Raw genomic sequence first — 15,431 nt, 5'->3', positions numbered from 1 at the left:
GAATGTTTTATAACGGTGAGCCAATAAAGAAATGCAGTCGGATTGGATGACTGTCATCTGATAATCCGGTTGCAACATCAACCCGAATCGGGCCAATCGGTGAGGCCCAGCGAATTCCCAACCCCGCACCATATTCAGTCGGATTGCTAAAATCCTCATTATAGGCATTGCCGGCATCTGCAAAGACTGCAGCTCGCCAGCCTTCCCTGAACTGGTAATTATATTCAAGTGAGGCTACACCTAAAGCCTGCCCCCCTACTTTAAAGCCATCAATTTCAGGCGAAAGACTCTTATAATCAAAACCTCGAATGGTCTGATCGCCTCCACTGAAATAACGCAGGTTATAAGGCACTTTGGCAAAATCTTCTGTGAAAATATAGCCCAGATCGGCACGGCCAACAAATTGATGGTCAGCATTTTCTCCCAATGAATAGATAAAACGCCAGCCCGCATTAAGGATGGCCATATCGGCATCAGACAATAAAGCCTCACTACCGAGTTCAACCTTATAAATCTGCTTAAAGCCTTTGGTCGGATTAATCCGGCGGTCACTCTCCGTGCGTGACACTTCATAACCAAACAGAAGAGATTGCTGCTCAGCAGCGGAATTAAATCTAAAAGCTTCTGGAATCTGGTTAAAGTCAACCGAACCGTCCTGTGTCAGCCGGTCCAGACGATAACGCACACCAAAGGCCTGCTGCCAATTCCCCAGCGGATTTTTAATAAGCCGGTCTGCGCCTAGTACGGCCGACTCAATTAACAGGCCTGTATCCTGAGCGACATCTTCCCGCTCTTCACGTTCATACCCGCCCACAATACTGACATAGTCATTGAGAGGATGATGATATGGAATGTTATAGCGGCCATCAACTGACTGGCGGATCCCGGAAAGCTCAAGGTTGGCGTCAAATGAATGCCCACGTTTATTGACAATGGCACGGCGATACTGCCCACGTAAGCGTACATTAGTATCTGTACCATAACCGATACCGACTTCAGCACTATTCAGGCGGTCTGCATTTAAAGTCACAATGACCGGAACTTTCTTCTCTTCACGTGCCTGTGCTTTTAAACGGTCCTGCTCATTTTCCTTGCTTTTCTGCTCCACACGCAAGCTCATAAGACTCGGATTTTCCTGATCCTGTATACCAGCAAATTGACTTTCATCCACGACATTTTGCGTGACTTCAGGAGAATTAGCCGGTTTTTGAGGAACATTCGCAGTAGAACCATCCTCTTCCAGTTTCTGCTGTTCAATCAGGTTCTGAATATCAGGAGCCAGTTCTAGCTCTCTGTCCACCGGATCAGGACGTATCGCATCAACCAGTGTATAGTTAAAATAACGCGAGTTGGTCAGGTTGTTGGCCAGGCTATTGACACGCCAGAAGGCATAGTCAGCCCCATCTTTCCAAGTCACCAGACTCTCCAGAATATCTGGATCCAACGGAAATTCTTTTTCAGGATCGCTCATTCTGAATTCAACTTGTCCCAGCTTATAGCGTTCACCGGTTTCAAAGCGCAGATTGACATCCGCTGTATTTTGCGGCTGTTTGATCAATACATCATGCAGGCGCCAAAAGGAATCGAAATAACCATTATGACTGGCTGCCTCAACAATCCTGCCTTTGGTGGTTTCATAGGCACCATGATTGAAAATATCACCTTCTTCCTGTTCCGGTAAAAGACCAATAACCTGGAATTGTGGCTGCTCTGCCCCGGGTCCGGTAAATTCCACTTGATGACTGCTAATCAGTACGGGCTCATTGGGTGTCACCCGGACTCTTACGCGACTATCCGACACTCGTTCAAACTTAAACTCGGCATTATAATAGCCCACTGCCTGCGCTGCCTGCTTGGACAGGTTGCGTAACTGGGGCAATGCCGAAGAAAAATCCTCAAAGGATTCCTGCGTAAAACTGGACAGTTTGGCACGGATATTATTGCTTAAATTATTATAAGCTTCAGACTCATATCTACGATTCAGCACTCCATTGCTTTCGGCGGTACCATTCCCATTCATAATGATGACTTCAGCACTGATCCGGGGTGTGCTGGCGATCATGATCTGACGTGGTGGGCGCAGCTTATACCAGAGTCGTTTTACGATATTGGGCTTTTTGGCATCTTCCGGCTCGGTCGGCCCCGGAATATCTCTTAAAGTCCGAGCCGCCTCATTACTCTGTACGCTAATGTTGCTATCTGCCCGAATAGACTGCATCAGCTGATCAACATTTACTGGCGCCTGATTTATTTCAAGCAATTCCTGCTGACTGATGTCTACCACCGTTTCAGTCTGCTGGGTATTGCGATAATCCTGTGCTTCACGTTTGGCTTCTTCAGCGACACGGTAAATTTCATTGGCCATGCTCTGGTCAATACTCTGCATCGGCAGGTTTTCCAGATCTTCAAATTCAATCGGACTAAACTCTTCCAGAATACCACCGGCATTTTGCTGCTCCTGCAGCATCTGCATACTATCAACAGATATTTGTGGCACCAGAGCCTGTTGTATGGTTTCAACCGCTTCACTTTCGGAATTAACCAGACCTTGGCGGAGGGCTTCCTGAGACAGCTCTTCAACCTTTTCCGTTCGGGACACTGCGACTGGAGTGTCTGCTGCCTGTTCAGTCTGTGCTATGCCCTGATGTGACCACATCATAAAAAATATGCTCATACACAGCCATGTCCGGCCATGATGTGGTATGAGGTTCCCCATACTACGATTCAGCATCGTTTTTTTAAAATTTCTTTTTGCAAGCATAGCAAACTCTAAACAAATACATTCTTTAATTGATTATTTGACCAAAAAATATAAGCTAAAGAACTTAAATTACTGGTTTTTACCTTCACATAGCCGAAAGTATCTTACATGATTTTTCCGAATGTTTACGCATCTCTCACATTTCTTCATAAAACTTAATGTAGCACGTGTCTATGAATAATAACGAACATCTGCTGGGCTCCCGTCGTTTTTTACCGATGTTTCTGACCCAATTTTTTGGTGCCTTAAATGATAATGTTTTCAAACAGGCTTTATTACTGGTCATTACTTATGGCTGGATTCAACAGAGTACCCATATCAGCACGCTGAACAACCTGGCTGCCTTGCTGTTTATCCTGCCTTATTTCATTTTTTCAGCCACTGCCGGACAGATTGCTGACAAATATGAACGTGCCCAACTGATTCGTTATTTAAAGATTCTAGAAATCGTCATTATGATTTTGGGAACCATCGGTTTTTTACTGGGGAATTTATGGATTTTGCTCTTTGCCCTGTTTTTGATGGGCACCCAGTCCACGTTCTTTGGCCCGATTAAATACGCCATTTTACCTGAAGTCCTGAAGCCAGATGAGCTGATGTCTGGAAATGCCCTGTTTCAGTCTGGCACATCACTGGCCATCCTGTTTGGTATGATTCTGGGCGGCGCTGTTATTGCAGCCTCAAATGGTCATCTGCTCTGGATTAGTCTGACTATCTTGACAATTGCCATGCTGGGGTATTGGTCTAGTCGCTCTATATTGAAACAGAGTATTCCAGCCCCCGACATCCAGATTGACTGGAATTTTTTTCGCACCAGTTTTCAGACATTAAAATATGCAAAAAGCTTGCCGCTGATTTTTTTAATTTTACTGGGTAACTCTTGGTACTGGTTCTATGGGGCGACCTATCTGACCCAGATTCCCCAACTGACCCTACAAAACCTGCATGCTTCGGAAAATGTAGCCAGCCTGCTGCTGACTTTTTTCTCAGTCGGGATTGGCCTTGGTTCCTATTTATGCCGCAGATTGGGCGGCACCGAAGTCAATATTAAAATGGTTCCGATTGGGGCAGTTGGGCTGGTTATTTTTGCCCTCTATCTGGCAGCAAGCCTGGCTGCCATTCCTGAACGTAGCGGTGCTTTGCTCGGCCTGGCTGAGGTATTTCAGCAAGGCTGGAGCTATTATCATGTCATGCTGGCAGTAACTTTGCTGGGGATCAGTGGCGGTTTTTATATTGTCCCGTTATATACCATGATGCAGGCTCATTCTCCTCGCTCACATCGTGCGCGTGTGGTTGCTGCAAATAACATCCTGAATGCTGTTTTCATGGTATCTTCTGCTATATTTTCAATTATTATTTTAAGCGTTCTAGAGTTTGATCTTAAAATACTTTTTTGTATTACCGCAGTCTTGAGTGGCATCTTCACGGTCTGGCTACTCTACCGGCTCAAATCCATGCTCAAAACCGCAAACGCCCCCTTGGAGGATTAATTCATGCGTCAATATACAGGTGTCGATAAACTTATTCATTCCTTTGACCAAGCACTACGCAGTCTTGTTCCGGGGAGTACTTCTGCACAACGTGAAAATCCAGCCCAATTGGTAGAGACCCAGTTAACGGTGAGCGATGCCCGCCATGTCGCTGGCCTGATGCGAGTTAATCACAGTGGTGAAGTCTGTGCCCAGGCACTCTATCACGGGCAGGCTTTGACTGCGAAACTTCCCAATGTTCGTCGGGAAATGCAACAGGCAGCTATTGAAGAGCAGGATCATCTGGCATGGTGTGAAGACCGGCTTAAAGAATTGGACAGTCATACCAGTTTGCTGAACCCGGTCTGGTACGGCCTGTCTTTTGGTATGGGCGCCATTGCCGGAATTGCGGGTGACAAATATAGTCTGGGTTTTGTGGCAGAAACCGAGCGTCAGGTCAGCATACATTTGCAACATCATATCCGTCAACTTCCAGCGCAAGACGAGCGCTCCCGACGCATTTTGCAGCAAATGAATGAAGATGAGCTGCATCACCGCGATACAGCGCTGGCCGCAGGTGGCGTAGATTTGCCTGCTCCCGTACGGATGACCATGACTGCAATTTCAAAATTAATGACCCAAACCAGTTATTATATCTAATTGCTAACCAAGCCCAACAGCTCATCGTAAGGTGAGCTTTTTTTCGCCCTAACATAAGAGGATGATCGCTGCGGTGGACGAAGAAATCCGCCATGTGATGATCGAGGAAGATTTAGTGCCTGTTGGTTCATAACAATATCGCTATTCTGAACATCAGAATGAATATAACGCAGACTTAAACCCACGTTGTATTCTGTTTTAAACTTAATTTAGATAAAAATAATGCCAATTTAGAATCGAAAAAATTATTTCCTTCACATTAAAACAAGCTTTTTTTTATACTTATAATTATTTTTATTTATTCATCAGCACCCAAAATTATAAAACAGACTATTTGAAAACGATTTATCCAAATTGATCAAAAATCAACAATAAACAAGTCATCCATTCAGCTTGAAGACTATATCGTCTAATGAAGCAATTAATATTCAGACCTTAAGGCTGGATAACAGGAAAAGCGTGGGCTTGATGGTGAAAAAGATCATTTTTCCATACATCCCACATTGGAATTTTGACATCCAATGCGAGCGGTAGTTTTTTCTCATTCAGCTGCATATGGGCCAGATCAGATCCCCATGCAATTAAATCGACGTCCAGAGTGATCTGATGGGATGGACGTACCCGTCCCGAGTCTGCTTCCAGCTGCTTAAGAAAATTGATTAATTCCTCAACAGAAATATGGCTGGATAGCAGACAGGCGCCATTCCAGTAATCTGAACCAATCGCATCACGACATGGAATTGCATATATAGGCGAGAATTTTACCTCTCCCCATTGTGAAATACATTGCTGTGCAGTCTGAAAATGGTGCTGTGGATGACAATTACTCGCCAGTGCTAAGGCGAATATCGTTTCGGTGGCGTTCAAGACGTATCCCTACAGAATTGGCTTGCGCGATGATGGCAGGCTTACGGATCGTAATCATAATCGATTCTATACTTTCAAAGGTAGTAAAAAGCGCATCCAGCACCAATTTTGCTGCATGTTCGATCAATTCTGGCTGTGCTTCCTGAATCACACGTGCTGAAATCTCACAAATTTCGGCATAGTTTAGCGTATCGTCCAGCCTATCTGATTGTGATGCCTGTTCCAGACTGGTATGGATGGTCAAATCCAGCAATAAAGGCTGAATGATTTGACGCTCCCAATTAAAGCAGCCGACCACCGTATCGACTTTTAAGCCTTCAATAATAATTGCGTCCATTTGATCACTCGAGAATAGGATATTGATAAGTCAACTCCCCAAAGCCCTCCTTGAATAAAAAAGAACTTTTTGGGGAAATCCTTCCCTTACTTGAATGAAAGAAAGGATAAGCGGGATTTAATTAATGCTTTAACAGCAGATTAGGATCCATATCCTGCACCATTTGCAGACGCTGGTCGGCATAAATATCGGTATACGGTGCAAGAATTCGCATAAAGCGATCAAAATACAGCATTTGCTTGAATAACAGGGCAAAATCACGTGGGAAACGAATACCATGACGTTCACCGACGGCCACCATATCCATCATGATATCATTCAGATCAGCAGGATTTGAACTCAGCAGCTCCTGAGGATCAGACATCAGTACACCGCTAAATAAACGCTCAAGATCGGCTGCCAGAACTTTGGTGTCAATCTCGACTGCAGTCATGCCCATTTTTAGCATGTTCTCTGCCATCAATTCATAATTGGTGTGTTGCAAAGCCTCCATAAAGGTCATACATGCAGTCCAGACTTCTGGCTTCAATTGCCCCACAATACCAAAATCAATAAAACCGATCCGGCCATCTTCCAACAACATCAGGTTACCGGCATGCAAGTCCGCATGGAAGCTATTACACATCATCAAGCTACCAAACCAGGTGTTCATTGCAGTAATTAACACCTGTGATGGATCTTTAGAAATTTTCTTGACCACTTCAAAGTCTGTCAATGACACCCCATAGAGACGCTCCATGGTTAAGACCCGACGGGTAGAATATTGATGATAAACCTTAGGTGCTGTTGCTGCCTGATTATTGGTCACATTGAGATAGTTGACAAAATCATCCAGGTTTTGCGCTTCCTCGATAAAATCAACTTCACGTACCATGCGGGTTTTAATTTCTTCCACAATATCGGCCAGAGACGCGAATTTAACTTTAGGTACAGCTTTTTCCAGCAGCTTGGTGGCCCAGTGCAGCACATTCAGGTCAGTGTAAAGAATGGTTTCCACACCCGGCTTTTGCACTTTAATCACGACATTTTCGCCAGACACCAGCTTGGCAGCATGAACTTGCGCAATAGAAGCAGACGCTAGCGGCGTTTCATCAATTGAAGCGAAAATTTCATCCAGATTACGATCAGCAAACTCAGAGGCTAAGACTTGCTGGATATAACTAAAGGGCAAAGTCGGTGTTTGATCCAGACAGCCCTGAAACTCCTCTACATATTCGCGCGGAAACAGCGAAGGTGTGCTGGCAATAAACTGCCCGAGCTTGATATAAGTCGAACCTAAAGATTCAAAAGTTTCACGCATGAGTTTGGCATTGCTCGGCTTTTCAGTTGCATATTTAATGCCCGCCTTTGCTGCAACGACCGCAGTTTCTCCCATACGGGCCACTGAACGAAGTCCATCTAACCAGATATTGTTTTTCATAATGTCTTAGGAAAAATTAATTACACGCAGTGTAGCAAAAAAAATAAAATTTGCAGGCTTATCTTGCCTGACAAACCGGGCAATCTGTATCTTTTTGGAAACTTAAAATTCGCTGTTTGAAATTGAGGCCATCCCACAGCAGAAACTTCTGTCTCAATGGCATTTTTCCTAAGCCCAGGTAAAGCAAAGCATGGTGGGCCTGCAAACTGGCCATGACATTGGGTGTGGTGGCCAACACACCTGAATCCGCACAACGCAGGCTTTCATCTGCCTGATTTTCTGGAGGAAACAGACAGGCATAACAGGCGGAATCCCCTTCAATCATAAATAACTGCCCCTGAAATCCAATGGCAGAGGCACTCAATAAGGGCACATTTAATTTTACACAACTTTGATTCACCAGATAACGCGTTGCAAACTGGTCACAACCATCCAGCACCAAGTCCTGATGCTGGATGAGAGCAGTCGCATTTTCAGTCGTTAAAGCCTGATTAATAGATTCAACCCGTACATGCGGATTAATCTGTCTCAACCTTTTAGCCAGGATTTCTGCTTTATAGAAACCCAGATCTTCAGGTGTAAAAGCCAGCTGACGTTGCAGATTACTCATCTCAATCGTATCTGGGTCAATCAGGGTGATTTTACCCACACCAGCCCGCGCCAACAGTTCTGCCAGCACACAACCGATCCCGCCACACCCCACAATACAGACATTTGACAGTTTCAGTCGTTCCTGTGCTTCAATATCCCAGCCCTCTAATAAAATCTGACGGCTATACAGGTGCAATTCGGCATCTGTCAATTCAAGTTCCGGGGAGATAGCATCCATCGTGAATGTAGACAACGTCTTTCCTTGTTCCAAAATGTTTAAAAAGCGCTTACCCAAAAATTACCTTTATAGAAATATGGAAATGTCATGCCAATAAGAACGTGATCAATGTCACAGCGCTTCAATAAAGGAGAATGCAACTGGGCGTCAAATAGCATATCAGCTTAACCCGCAGCATCAAGTAGAAATCATTTGAATGCTGCCTTTATTCATGGCGTTTATTTTGTCTATTCTGTTGAACGAACTTTAATAGATAGCACTCTTTTGAGTGCTTCTGTATTCACACTCTGTGTTTCAGTTTGAAAATGTATAAGTTCAGTGAGACCTTCTGCCTGCTCCTATAAATCAGATTAAGCTGTTTAGTAGTCACCCAGAAAACCCCATCTAAAACAGAAGGAAGAATTTGTATGACCGAATCTTATTCAGAACATAATGATCGTGAAAAATTATGGGAATTAATTAAAGGTGTTCGTTTTACCATGATCAGCCATCAGACCGAGACTCAAGAAATCCACTCTCAGCCCATGACAATGCTGAATTTTGAGGGAATGAATGAAAACCAGAACTTATATTTCATTATGAAAGATACCAATGATATTGTGCAGGCCATCACTACGGGACGCCATCATTTAGGCCTGTCATTCGCCAAGCCTTCGGATGATACTTATGTGTCTATCAGTGCGCATGGTGAAATCAGTACCGATCGTGCACTTATTGAAAAATTATGGAATCCGTGGGCGGAAAACTGGTTTGACGGCAAGGATGATCCCAGTATTCGTGTTCTGGTGGCCAAAGCCTTCAGTGCAGAATACTGGAATATTACCGACAATAAAGTGACGCATTTACTTAAAATACTCAAAGGCAATGTTACTGGAAAACCAGAAAAGCCAGATGCAGAACATGCGAAAATAAACTTATAATTTTTAAACCTTTCTCTCCTTTTAGCCTCTTTTTAAAAGGGGCTAATTTTTTGATAAACTTAAATTTCCCAGAAAAATAAAATGACATTGTAATGACAAAAAACAGTTATTGAGTTTAATCAGTTTTAGACCTCACTACATCAAATCTGATAAAAAAGGTCGCAACCGCGACCTTAAGATAAGTGAAATGATTAACTGACCTGTTGAATGTCCTGAGTTTTTGCAATTTCTTGTTGCTTGAGCAGGTTGCGCTGAATTTTACCGCTTGAGGTTTTTGGTAAATTCCTCACAAACTCTATTTCTTTGGGATAAGCATGCTTGGACAGACGTGAACGTACATAGTGCTGAAGTTTAAGCCTCAGCTCTTCACTGGCCAAGCACTGCGGCTTTAATACCACAAAGGCTTTCACAATTTCGGTACGCTCCGGATCTGGCTTGCCAATCACAGCAGATTCCAGCACTTCTTCACATTCAAGCAAGGTGCTTTCCACATCAAAAGGCCCCACTCGATACCCCGAAGTTGTAATGACATCGTCAGCACGCCCGATAAAATCAACCCCACCATATTCATTTAGTTTGACCGTATCACCAGTTAAATAATACTGGCCGGCAAAAGCCTTCCGGTTATGACCGCCATAGCCTTCAAACCACATCAGCGGTGAAGCAGCACAATCCATCGCCAAAGTACCAATGCCACCTTTTCCTACCTCCTGAAGGTCATTATTAAGCACTGCAAAACGATGCCCCGGAATCGCAAAACCGGCTGAACCAATTTTCTTGTGATGATCCAGTGCATGATGATTGGCGATCACCATTCCTAGCTCAGTCTGTCCATACTGGTCGTGGATATTTACTCCCAGTTCATGGTTAAACCATTGAATGACTTCTGGAGTTAAAGGCTCACCTGCACTACTGACCACACGTAAATATGAACTGATTTCGGCATCAAATTTTTCTTTAAAACCAAAGAACATCCGGAATGCTGTTGGTGAGCCGGTTAAATTATTGACCTGATATTTTTTAATAATCTCAACTGCATGGTCTACACTAAAAGCACGTTCATCCATAATAATGCTATGCCCCAGACTCAATGGACCGGCAATGCCATAGTACAAACCATAAGCCCAACCAGGATCGGCCAGATTCCAGAATGAGTCTTCTTCACGCAAATCTACGGCGTGCAACATATAACCTTTAAAGGCCAGCAGAGCTTTTAAAGGTACAGGGACGGATTTCGCCAGACCAGTCGTACCTGAGGTAAACATCATCAGAAAAATATCACTTAAACCACCCTGAACCGTGTCAAACTCGGTAGGATACTTTTTAAGCTCAGCCCAGAAATCAGCATCTTGAGCCGCATTTTCTGAACTTGGTTGCACCGTTAAAATATGAGGAATATCCAGCCCGTTCAGTTTTGAACGCTGTTCCTGGTCAGCAACAATCAGTCGAGTGTGAGCCGTATTAATCCGATGTTCAATCGCCTTACTCTCAAAAGCCGTAAATAAAGGCTGATAAATAGCACCAATACGCCAGGTGGCAAGAATAGTGATCAGTAATTCAGGAGTACGCGGAAGCAGACCAGCAATACAGTCACCTGCCTGCAAACCGAGTGCTGTCATATAGTGTGCAAGCTGTGCTGAAGCATCTGCCAGCTGTTCAAAGCTCCAATGCTGTGTTGTGCCATTTTTACCTTCCCAGATCAGCGCAGTCCGGTTCTGGCCCAGATAGCGTCCGCAGCATTCTGTATAAGCATTGAGAGCCTCCGGCGTTCCTGCCAGCTGTTGTTGAACCATCATGTCAAAATCAAATTCGCGATATGCTTGTTCTAGTGTCTTCATCCCGACAACCTCTATTTCTGTTGTATGTCCAGACGATGTGTCTGTGTCCGCTGTAATTGTTGTTCTCTCTACTGCCTGCGTAGTCCATTACAGGCAGGTTAAAAGCTGCTTTAGCTTCAGAGCATGTGTTGCTGTCCTTGTAGCGAGTGGCTTTTCGATTGAATCAATAATTCACCATGCTTTATCACCTTCTACAATTTCTATATCCCTCAATAGGCCTGCAGGATTTGAACAGTCCTCTTCATCCTGCGCCTTAGATTTTGCTGACCTCCCGGGCGATCACCAGACGCTGAATATCTGAAGCCCCTTCATAAATCTGGCTGACGCGTACATCCCGATAAATACGTTCTACGGGGAAATCCGACACATAGCCATATCCGCCATGAATCTGAATGGCATCCGAGCAGACCCGCTCTGCAATCGTCGAAGCAAACAGTTTGGCCATAGAGGCTTCTTTCAAGCATGCTAAACCAGCATCTTTCAAAGTAGCTGCATGCAAAGTCAGTTGTCGCGCTGCTTCAATCTGGGTCGCCATATCAGCAAGCCGAAAGGCTACTGCCTGATGCTGAACCAGTTCCACCCCAAAAGATTTGCGTTCATTGGCATATTCCACTGCGGCATCCAGCGCAGCTCGTGCCATGCCGACAGACTGTGCTGCAATCCCGATCCGGCCAGATTCTAGATTAGACAAGGCAATTTTGTAGCCCTCACCTTCCTGTCCTAACAGGTTTTGAGCTGGAATCCGGCATTGATCAAAGATAATCGTGGCCGTATCAGAACAATGCTGGCCCATTTTCTCTTCCAGACCTGAAATCAGATAACCCGGCGTATCTGTCGGTACCAGAAAGCATGAAATACCTTTCTTGCCAGCAGAGTTATCGGTGACTGCAAACACCAGGGCAATCTGGGCATGTTTGCCAGTGGTAATAAACTGCTTGGTGCCATTGAGTACCCACTCATCTCCATCACGTTCTGCTTTACATTGCAAAGCACTGGCATCTGAGCCAGCCTGTGGTTCAGTCAGACAGAAACAACCCAGCCATTCACCCGAAGCCAGCTTGGTTAAATAGGTCTGCTTTTGTTTTTCTGTGCCATAACGCTGGGTAATGCCACAAGGCAGGGAGTTTTGTACACTGACAATAGTCGAGATAGCTCCGTCTCCGGCGGCAATTTCTTCCAGTGCCAATACCAGAGAAACATAGTCCAGACCTGCACCGCCCCACTGTTCAGCAACGGTCATTCCCAGCGCTCCCAGCTCACCCAGTTCTTTGAGTTCCTGAGCTGGAAATTGGGCCGTTTTATCGCGCAAGGCCGCGGTAGGTTTCAGTTTCTGCTGCGAATAGTTACGCATCGTCTCCTGAATCATTTTTTGTTCATCATTTAAAAGCACAGCGTATTTCCTTTACTGATCTTTCTTATTTTTTAATACAGGGTAAATACCTAAAAAGTGTCTTACCCGGTCTTTTTATGCCCTTTAAGCTCAAATCTTTATTTTTCTGCCATACGAATCGCCCCATCCAGACGAATCACTTCACCATTTAAATAACTGTTTTCAAAGATGTGACCGACCAATTGAGCAAATTCCTGAGGTTTGGCCAGACGTGGTGGAAAAGGAACCATCTGCCCCAAGGCATCCTGTACATTCTGTGGCATGCCTTTCAACATGGGTGTTTCCATAATGCCCGGTGCAATGGTCATTACACGAATCGCTTCACGCGCCAACTCACGTGCCAAAGGCAAAGTCATGGCAACCACAGCACCTTTAGAAGCAGCATAAGCACTTTGACCGATCTGCCCCTCAAAGGCGGCAACTGAAGCCGTATTCACAATTACACCGCGTTCTTCTTCGTCTGATTGCAGTTGATATTTTGCAATTAATGCCGCTGCATGACGCAACATATTAAAGGTGCCAGCCACATTGATATTTAATACTTTCTGGAACATAGCAAGCTCGTGAATACCCTTCTTGCCCAGCACCTTCGCTGAAGGTGCGATTCCGGCGCAGTTCACAAGACCATTGAGCTGACCATATTTATTTTCCACCTGAGCAAAAAAGGTTTCTACCGCCTGCTCATCAGTGACATCCAGTTGCACAAATTCAGCCTGTTCGCCCAACTGCTGCGCTAAGGCAATGCCTAGTTCCTGGTTCATATCGACCAGAATCACTTGTGCACCCTGCTCTACCAGATGCGTGGCGGTGGCGGCACCCAGACCGGATGCACCACCTGTAACCACAATGACTTTTCCCTGAATCTTCATTTTAATGTCCTATTAAGATAGTTTGGCAAGTTAAGACTTAATAGGCAGAGTAAACAGAGATTTAATTCTGTACAATTTCCAAATATCGCATCTTGATTGATGGATTTGGACAATAAAAAAGGAAGATTGGACTGGCCATGCATTTACCTGCCTTGAAATATAGTAAGGGAACGATCTCGATTGATCTGGTTCATGAAGCGCTGTTAAATGCCAAAGCGCAGCACTATGATATTTCTGTAATCTTAAATAAAGCCGGTATTCCGCTAGAAATTCTTCACTCAGCCAAAGCCCGGGTTTCGGTCGCGCAATATGCCGCCTTGTGGACTGTACTTGCCGACAGCATGAATGATGAGTTTTTCGGGATGGATAGCCATCCGATGCGCCGTGGCAGTTTTAAGCTCTTATCTAGAATGCTGTTACAGGCCGACACGCTGGAAAAAGCCCTGCAACAAATCCTGCAATTTTTTAATCTGGTTCTGGACGACCTGCACAGCACCCTCATGGTTCAGGAAAATTTTGCTTATATTCTGATTTATGACCAGAAGCAGACCAAGCGCATGTTTAGCTATGCGACCTATCTAATGCTAATTCATTCTCTCTTATGCTGGTTAAGTGGACACCGAATTTTGCTGAATCAGATTCAACTCAAGTGCGCTGCACCGCTGGAAGATTTTGATTATAAAGTCCGTTTTTGTGAACAGATTGAATATCAGGCCAGCGAAAATTATATCCAGTTTGATGCAGCCTATTTACATCTGCCGGTGAAGCAGGATCAAAACTCCTGGTATCAATTTATCCAGCGAACGCCCGACAATCTGTTGGTCCGGTTTAAAAACCCTTATGCGCTAAGCACCCAGATTCGCAAACGGCTTTTAACGGTTCCACCCGCCGAATGGCTGGAATTCAATGAACTGGCCCTGAAAATGAATATGTCCGAAGCCACGATGCAACGGCGCCTAAAAAATGAAGGATTTAGTTATCAGCAGCTTAAAAATGAGATTCGACGTGATACCGCAATTGAGCTGTTAACCCGTACCGACCAAAGTTTGCAGGACATCAGTGAACAATTGAACTTTCAGGAAGTCAGCGCTTTTCATCGGGCTTTTAAAAAATGGACAGGTGTAAGTCCAGGGGCGTATCGGCAAAATGTTACTAAATAATTCCTTTAATATAGCTCCAAAAAATCAAATTTGGCTCTAAAACCCATTTAAGCTCATATTTATCTGATAGTTATATATTTCAAGGCTTATTCTCTTAAATTATCCTACTGCTCAGTCATCTACAAAGCTTTGCACTTCCACTCAATATAGGTTAATTTTCAACCAATTTAAAACATCCCTTTGGGTTATTTTCTCCCTTTTCTCCTTTATTGTTGAAGGTATCTCCATGTTAAAGATGACTGATGTGCTGGGTCAAAACCTTGCTCAAAAATTCTCTCAAGCTTTATCTTCTTCAACTGATCTGCTGACAGAGCAGTTGAACCAAGGAATTTTGAATGCATCGGATGCAGAACTGAAAGACGCAATTTCGCACTTCTTTAACCAAGTGGACGCAACGGAAACAGCGCATGCACTTGAAATTCCGGCAGAGCGTATGCAGGAATTACAGCAAGGCATTGACTTAAAAGATGAAAAATCTTTGACAGATACGATAAAAGTTGTCGCATTATGCTTGGCAATGGAAACCGGCAGCCTAGATCAAGTCGAAATTTATGACTGTCTAGAAGATTATCCGATGTAATTCGTCTAAAGGATTATTCAGAAGCGGTGCCTTGGCATCGCTTTTTGGTTTGAATAATAAAACCAATAGCAAATCACTTATGAAAATAAAGTTGTTAGTGTTCATCCTGCCGGAGTAATGATTCAGGGCCATAAAACGCAGGGCGGCCAGCTAAGATATTGGCCAGCTACCAAGCTGTGGCTAGGAAATTTTATATTTGCAAAATCTAGGGCGTGTCCTCATTTGAAGAATTGGTTTTAAATACTTAAAATCCTCCTTTGAGTTATTTTTATTTCTACATTTTCAATGGCACGCACTCTTCTTACCGATGATATCTGGCAGAAAATTCAAG

At 44.2% G+C, this 15,431-nt stretch carries 13 protein-coding genes; 5 read left to right on the top strand and 8 right to left on the bottom strand.

The window, feature by feature from the left end; genetic code table 11:
• Window positions 1–7 precede the first annotated feature (7 nt).
• Window positions 8–2,761 (bottom strand): autotransporter assembly complex protein TamA, encoded by a 2,754-nt coding sequence (locus E2K52_RS05400; protein ID WP_151204132.1) that lies wholly within the window; start codon window positions 2,759–2,761, stop codon window positions 8–10.
• A gap of 173 nt (window positions 2,762–2,934) precedes the next feature.
• On the opposite strand from E2K52_RS05400, the gene E2K52_RS05395 reads away from it, so the two are divergent.
• Window positions 2,935–4,251: an MFS transporter gene (locus E2K52_RS05395; protein WP_151204131.1), complete on the top strand. Its 1,317-nt coding sequence runs from the start codon at window positions 2,935–2,937 to the stop codon at window positions 4,249–4,251.
• Between the two features lie 3 nt (window positions 4,252–4,254).
• Entirely contained in the window at window positions 4,255–4,890 is a 636-nt protein-coding gene (gene coq7 / locus E2K52_RS05390; protein ID WP_151204130.1) for a 2-polyprenyl-3-methyl-6-methoxy-1,4-benzoquinone monooxygenase, read from the top strand.
• Between the two features lie 435 nt (window positions 4,891–5,325).
• Here coq7 and E2K52_RS05385 read toward each other — a convergent pair whose 3' ends face one another.
• From E2K52_RS05385 to E2K52_RS05370, 4 genes are all read right to left on the bottom strand, one after another.
• On the bottom strand, window positions 5,326–5,757 hold the full coding sequence (locus E2K52_RS05385) for a 2-amino-4-hydroxy-6-hydroxymethyldihydropteridine diphosphokinase (protein ID WP_151204129.1): 432 nt from the start codon (window positions 5,755–5,757) through the stop codon (window positions 5,326–5,328).
• Window positions 5,714–6,094: a dihydroneopterin aldolase gene (gene folB, locus E2K52_RS05380; protein WP_151204128.1), complete on the bottom strand. Its 381-nt coding sequence runs from the start codon at window positions 6,092–6,094 to the stop codon at window positions 5,714–5,716. Before folB ends, E2K52_RS05385 begins: the two co-directional genes overlap by 44 nt.
• A 121-nt stretch (window positions 6,095–6,215) precedes the next feature.
• The gene (locus tag E2K52_RS05375; protein ID WP_151204127.1) at window positions 6,216–7,514 is read right to left on the bottom strand and encodes an ABC1 kinase family protein; all 1,299 of its coding nucleotides are present in this window, start codon (window positions 7,512–7,514) and stop codon (window positions 6,216–6,218) included.
• Between the two features lie 58 nt (window positions 7,515–7,572).
• Window positions 7,573–8,343, bottom strand: a complete 771-nt coding sequence (locus E2K52_RS05370; protein WP_151204150.1) for a HesA/MoeB/ThiF family protein — start codon at window positions 8,341–8,343, stop codon at window positions 7,573–7,575.
• 407 nt (window positions 8,344–8,750) lie between these two features.
• On the opposite strand from E2K52_RS05370, the gene E2K52_RS05365 reads away from it, so the two are divergent.
• Complete coding sequence (locus E2K52_RS05365; RefSeq protein ID WP_151204126.1) at window positions 8,751–9,263, top strand: pyridoxamine 5'-phosphate oxidase family protein; 513 nt, start codon at window positions 8,751–8,753, stop codon at window positions 9,261–9,263.
• A 191-nt stretch (window positions 9,264–9,454) separates the two neighbouring features.
• On the opposite strand, the gene E2K52_RS05360 is transcribed toward E2K52_RS05365, so the two are convergent.
• The 3 genes from E2K52_RS05360 to E2K52_RS05350 form a co-directional block, all read right to left on the bottom strand.
• Complete coding sequence (locus tag E2K52_RS05360; protein ID WP_151204125.1) at window positions 9,455–11,101, bottom strand: AMP-binding protein; 1,647 nt, start codon at window positions 11,099–11,101, stop codon at window positions 9,455–9,457.
• Window positions 11,102–11,354: 253 nt separating this feature from the next.
• Complete coding sequence (locus E2K52_RS05355) at window positions 11,355–12,491, bottom strand: acyl-CoA dehydrogenase family protein (protein ID WP_151204124.1); 1,137 nt, start codon at window positions 12,489–12,491, stop codon at window positions 11,355–11,357.
• Between the two features lie 98 nt (window positions 12,492–12,589).
• Window positions 12,590–13,360 carry a 3-hydroxyacyl-CoA dehydrogenase gene (locus E2K52_RS05350; protein WP_151204123.1) on the bottom strand — a complete coding sequence of 257 codons (771 nt, stop codon included), beginning with the start codon at window positions 13,358–13,360 and terminating at the stop codon, window positions 12,590–12,592.
• A gap of 137 nt (window positions 13,361–13,497) precedes the next feature.
• On the opposite strand from E2K52_RS05350, the gene E2K52_RS05345 reads away from it, so the two are divergent.
• Complete coding sequence (locus tag E2K52_RS05345) at window positions 13,498–14,520, top strand: AraC family transcriptional regulator (protein WP_151204122.1); 1,023 nt, start codon at window positions 13,498–13,500, stop codon at window positions 14,518–14,520.
• A 226-nt stretch (window positions 14,521–14,746) separates the two neighbouring features.
• Window positions 14,747–15,100 (top strand): hypothetical protein, encoded by a 354-nt coding sequence (locus E2K52_RS05340; RefSeq protein WP_151204121.1) that lies wholly within the window; start codon window positions 14,747–14,749, stop codon window positions 15,098–15,100.
• The last annotated feature ends 331 nt before the right edge of the window (window positions 15,101–15,431 follow it).

The sequence above is a fragment of the Acinetobacter sp. RF14B genome, from assembly GCF_006864105.1.
GTDB classification, from domain to species: domain Bacteria; phylum Pseudomonadota; class Gammaproteobacteria; order Pseudomonadales; family Moraxellaceae; genus Acinetobacter; species Acinetobacter lwoffii_C.
Note: the sequence above shows the minus strand (reverse complement) of the source record. Positions and strands in the feature narration are given on the sequence as shown.

Coding starts and splice junctions, on each gene's coding strand:
- E2K52_RS05360 (WP_151204125.1), bottom strand. CDS start 11,101: ATGAAGACACTAGAACAAGCATATCGCGAATTTGATTTTGACATGATG.
- E2K52_RS05340 (WP_151204121.1), top strand. CDS start 14,747: ATGTTAAAGATGACTGATGTGCTGGGTCAAAACCTTGCTCAAAAATTC.
- E2K52_RS05400 (WP_151204132.1), bottom strand. CDS start 2,761: ATGCTTGCAAAAAGAAATTTTAAAAAAACGATGCTGAATCGTAGTATG.
- coq7 (WP_151204130.1), top strand. CDS start 4,255: ATGCGTCAATATACAGGTGTCGATAAACTTATTCATTCCTTTGACCAA.
- E2K52_RS05375 (WP_151204127.1), bottom strand. CDS start 7,514: ATGAAAAACAATATCTGGTTAGATGGACTTCGTTCAGTGGCCCGTATG.
- E2K52_RS05350 (WP_151204123.1), bottom strand. CDS start 13,360: ATGAAGATTCAGGGAAAAGTCATTGTGGTTACAGGTGGTGCATCCGGT.
- E2K52_RS05370 (WP_151204150.1), bottom strand. CDS start 8,343: ATGGATGCTATCTCCCCGGAACTTGAATTGACAGATGCCGAATTGCAC.
- folB (WP_151204128.1), bottom strand. CDS start 6,094: ATGGACGCAATTATTATTGAAGGCTTAAAAGTCGATACGGTGGTCGGC.
- E2K52_RS05365 (WP_151204126.1), top strand. CDS start 8,751: ATGACCGAATCTTATTCAGAACATAATGATCGTGAAAAATTATGGGAA.
- E2K52_RS05345 (WP_151204122.1), top strand. CDS start 13,498: ATGCATTTACCTGCCTTGAAATATAGTAAGGGAACGATCTCGATTGAT.
- E2K52_RS05395 (WP_151204131.1), top strand. CDS start 2,935: ATGAATAATAACGAACATCTGCTGGGCTCCCGTCGTTTTTTACCGATG.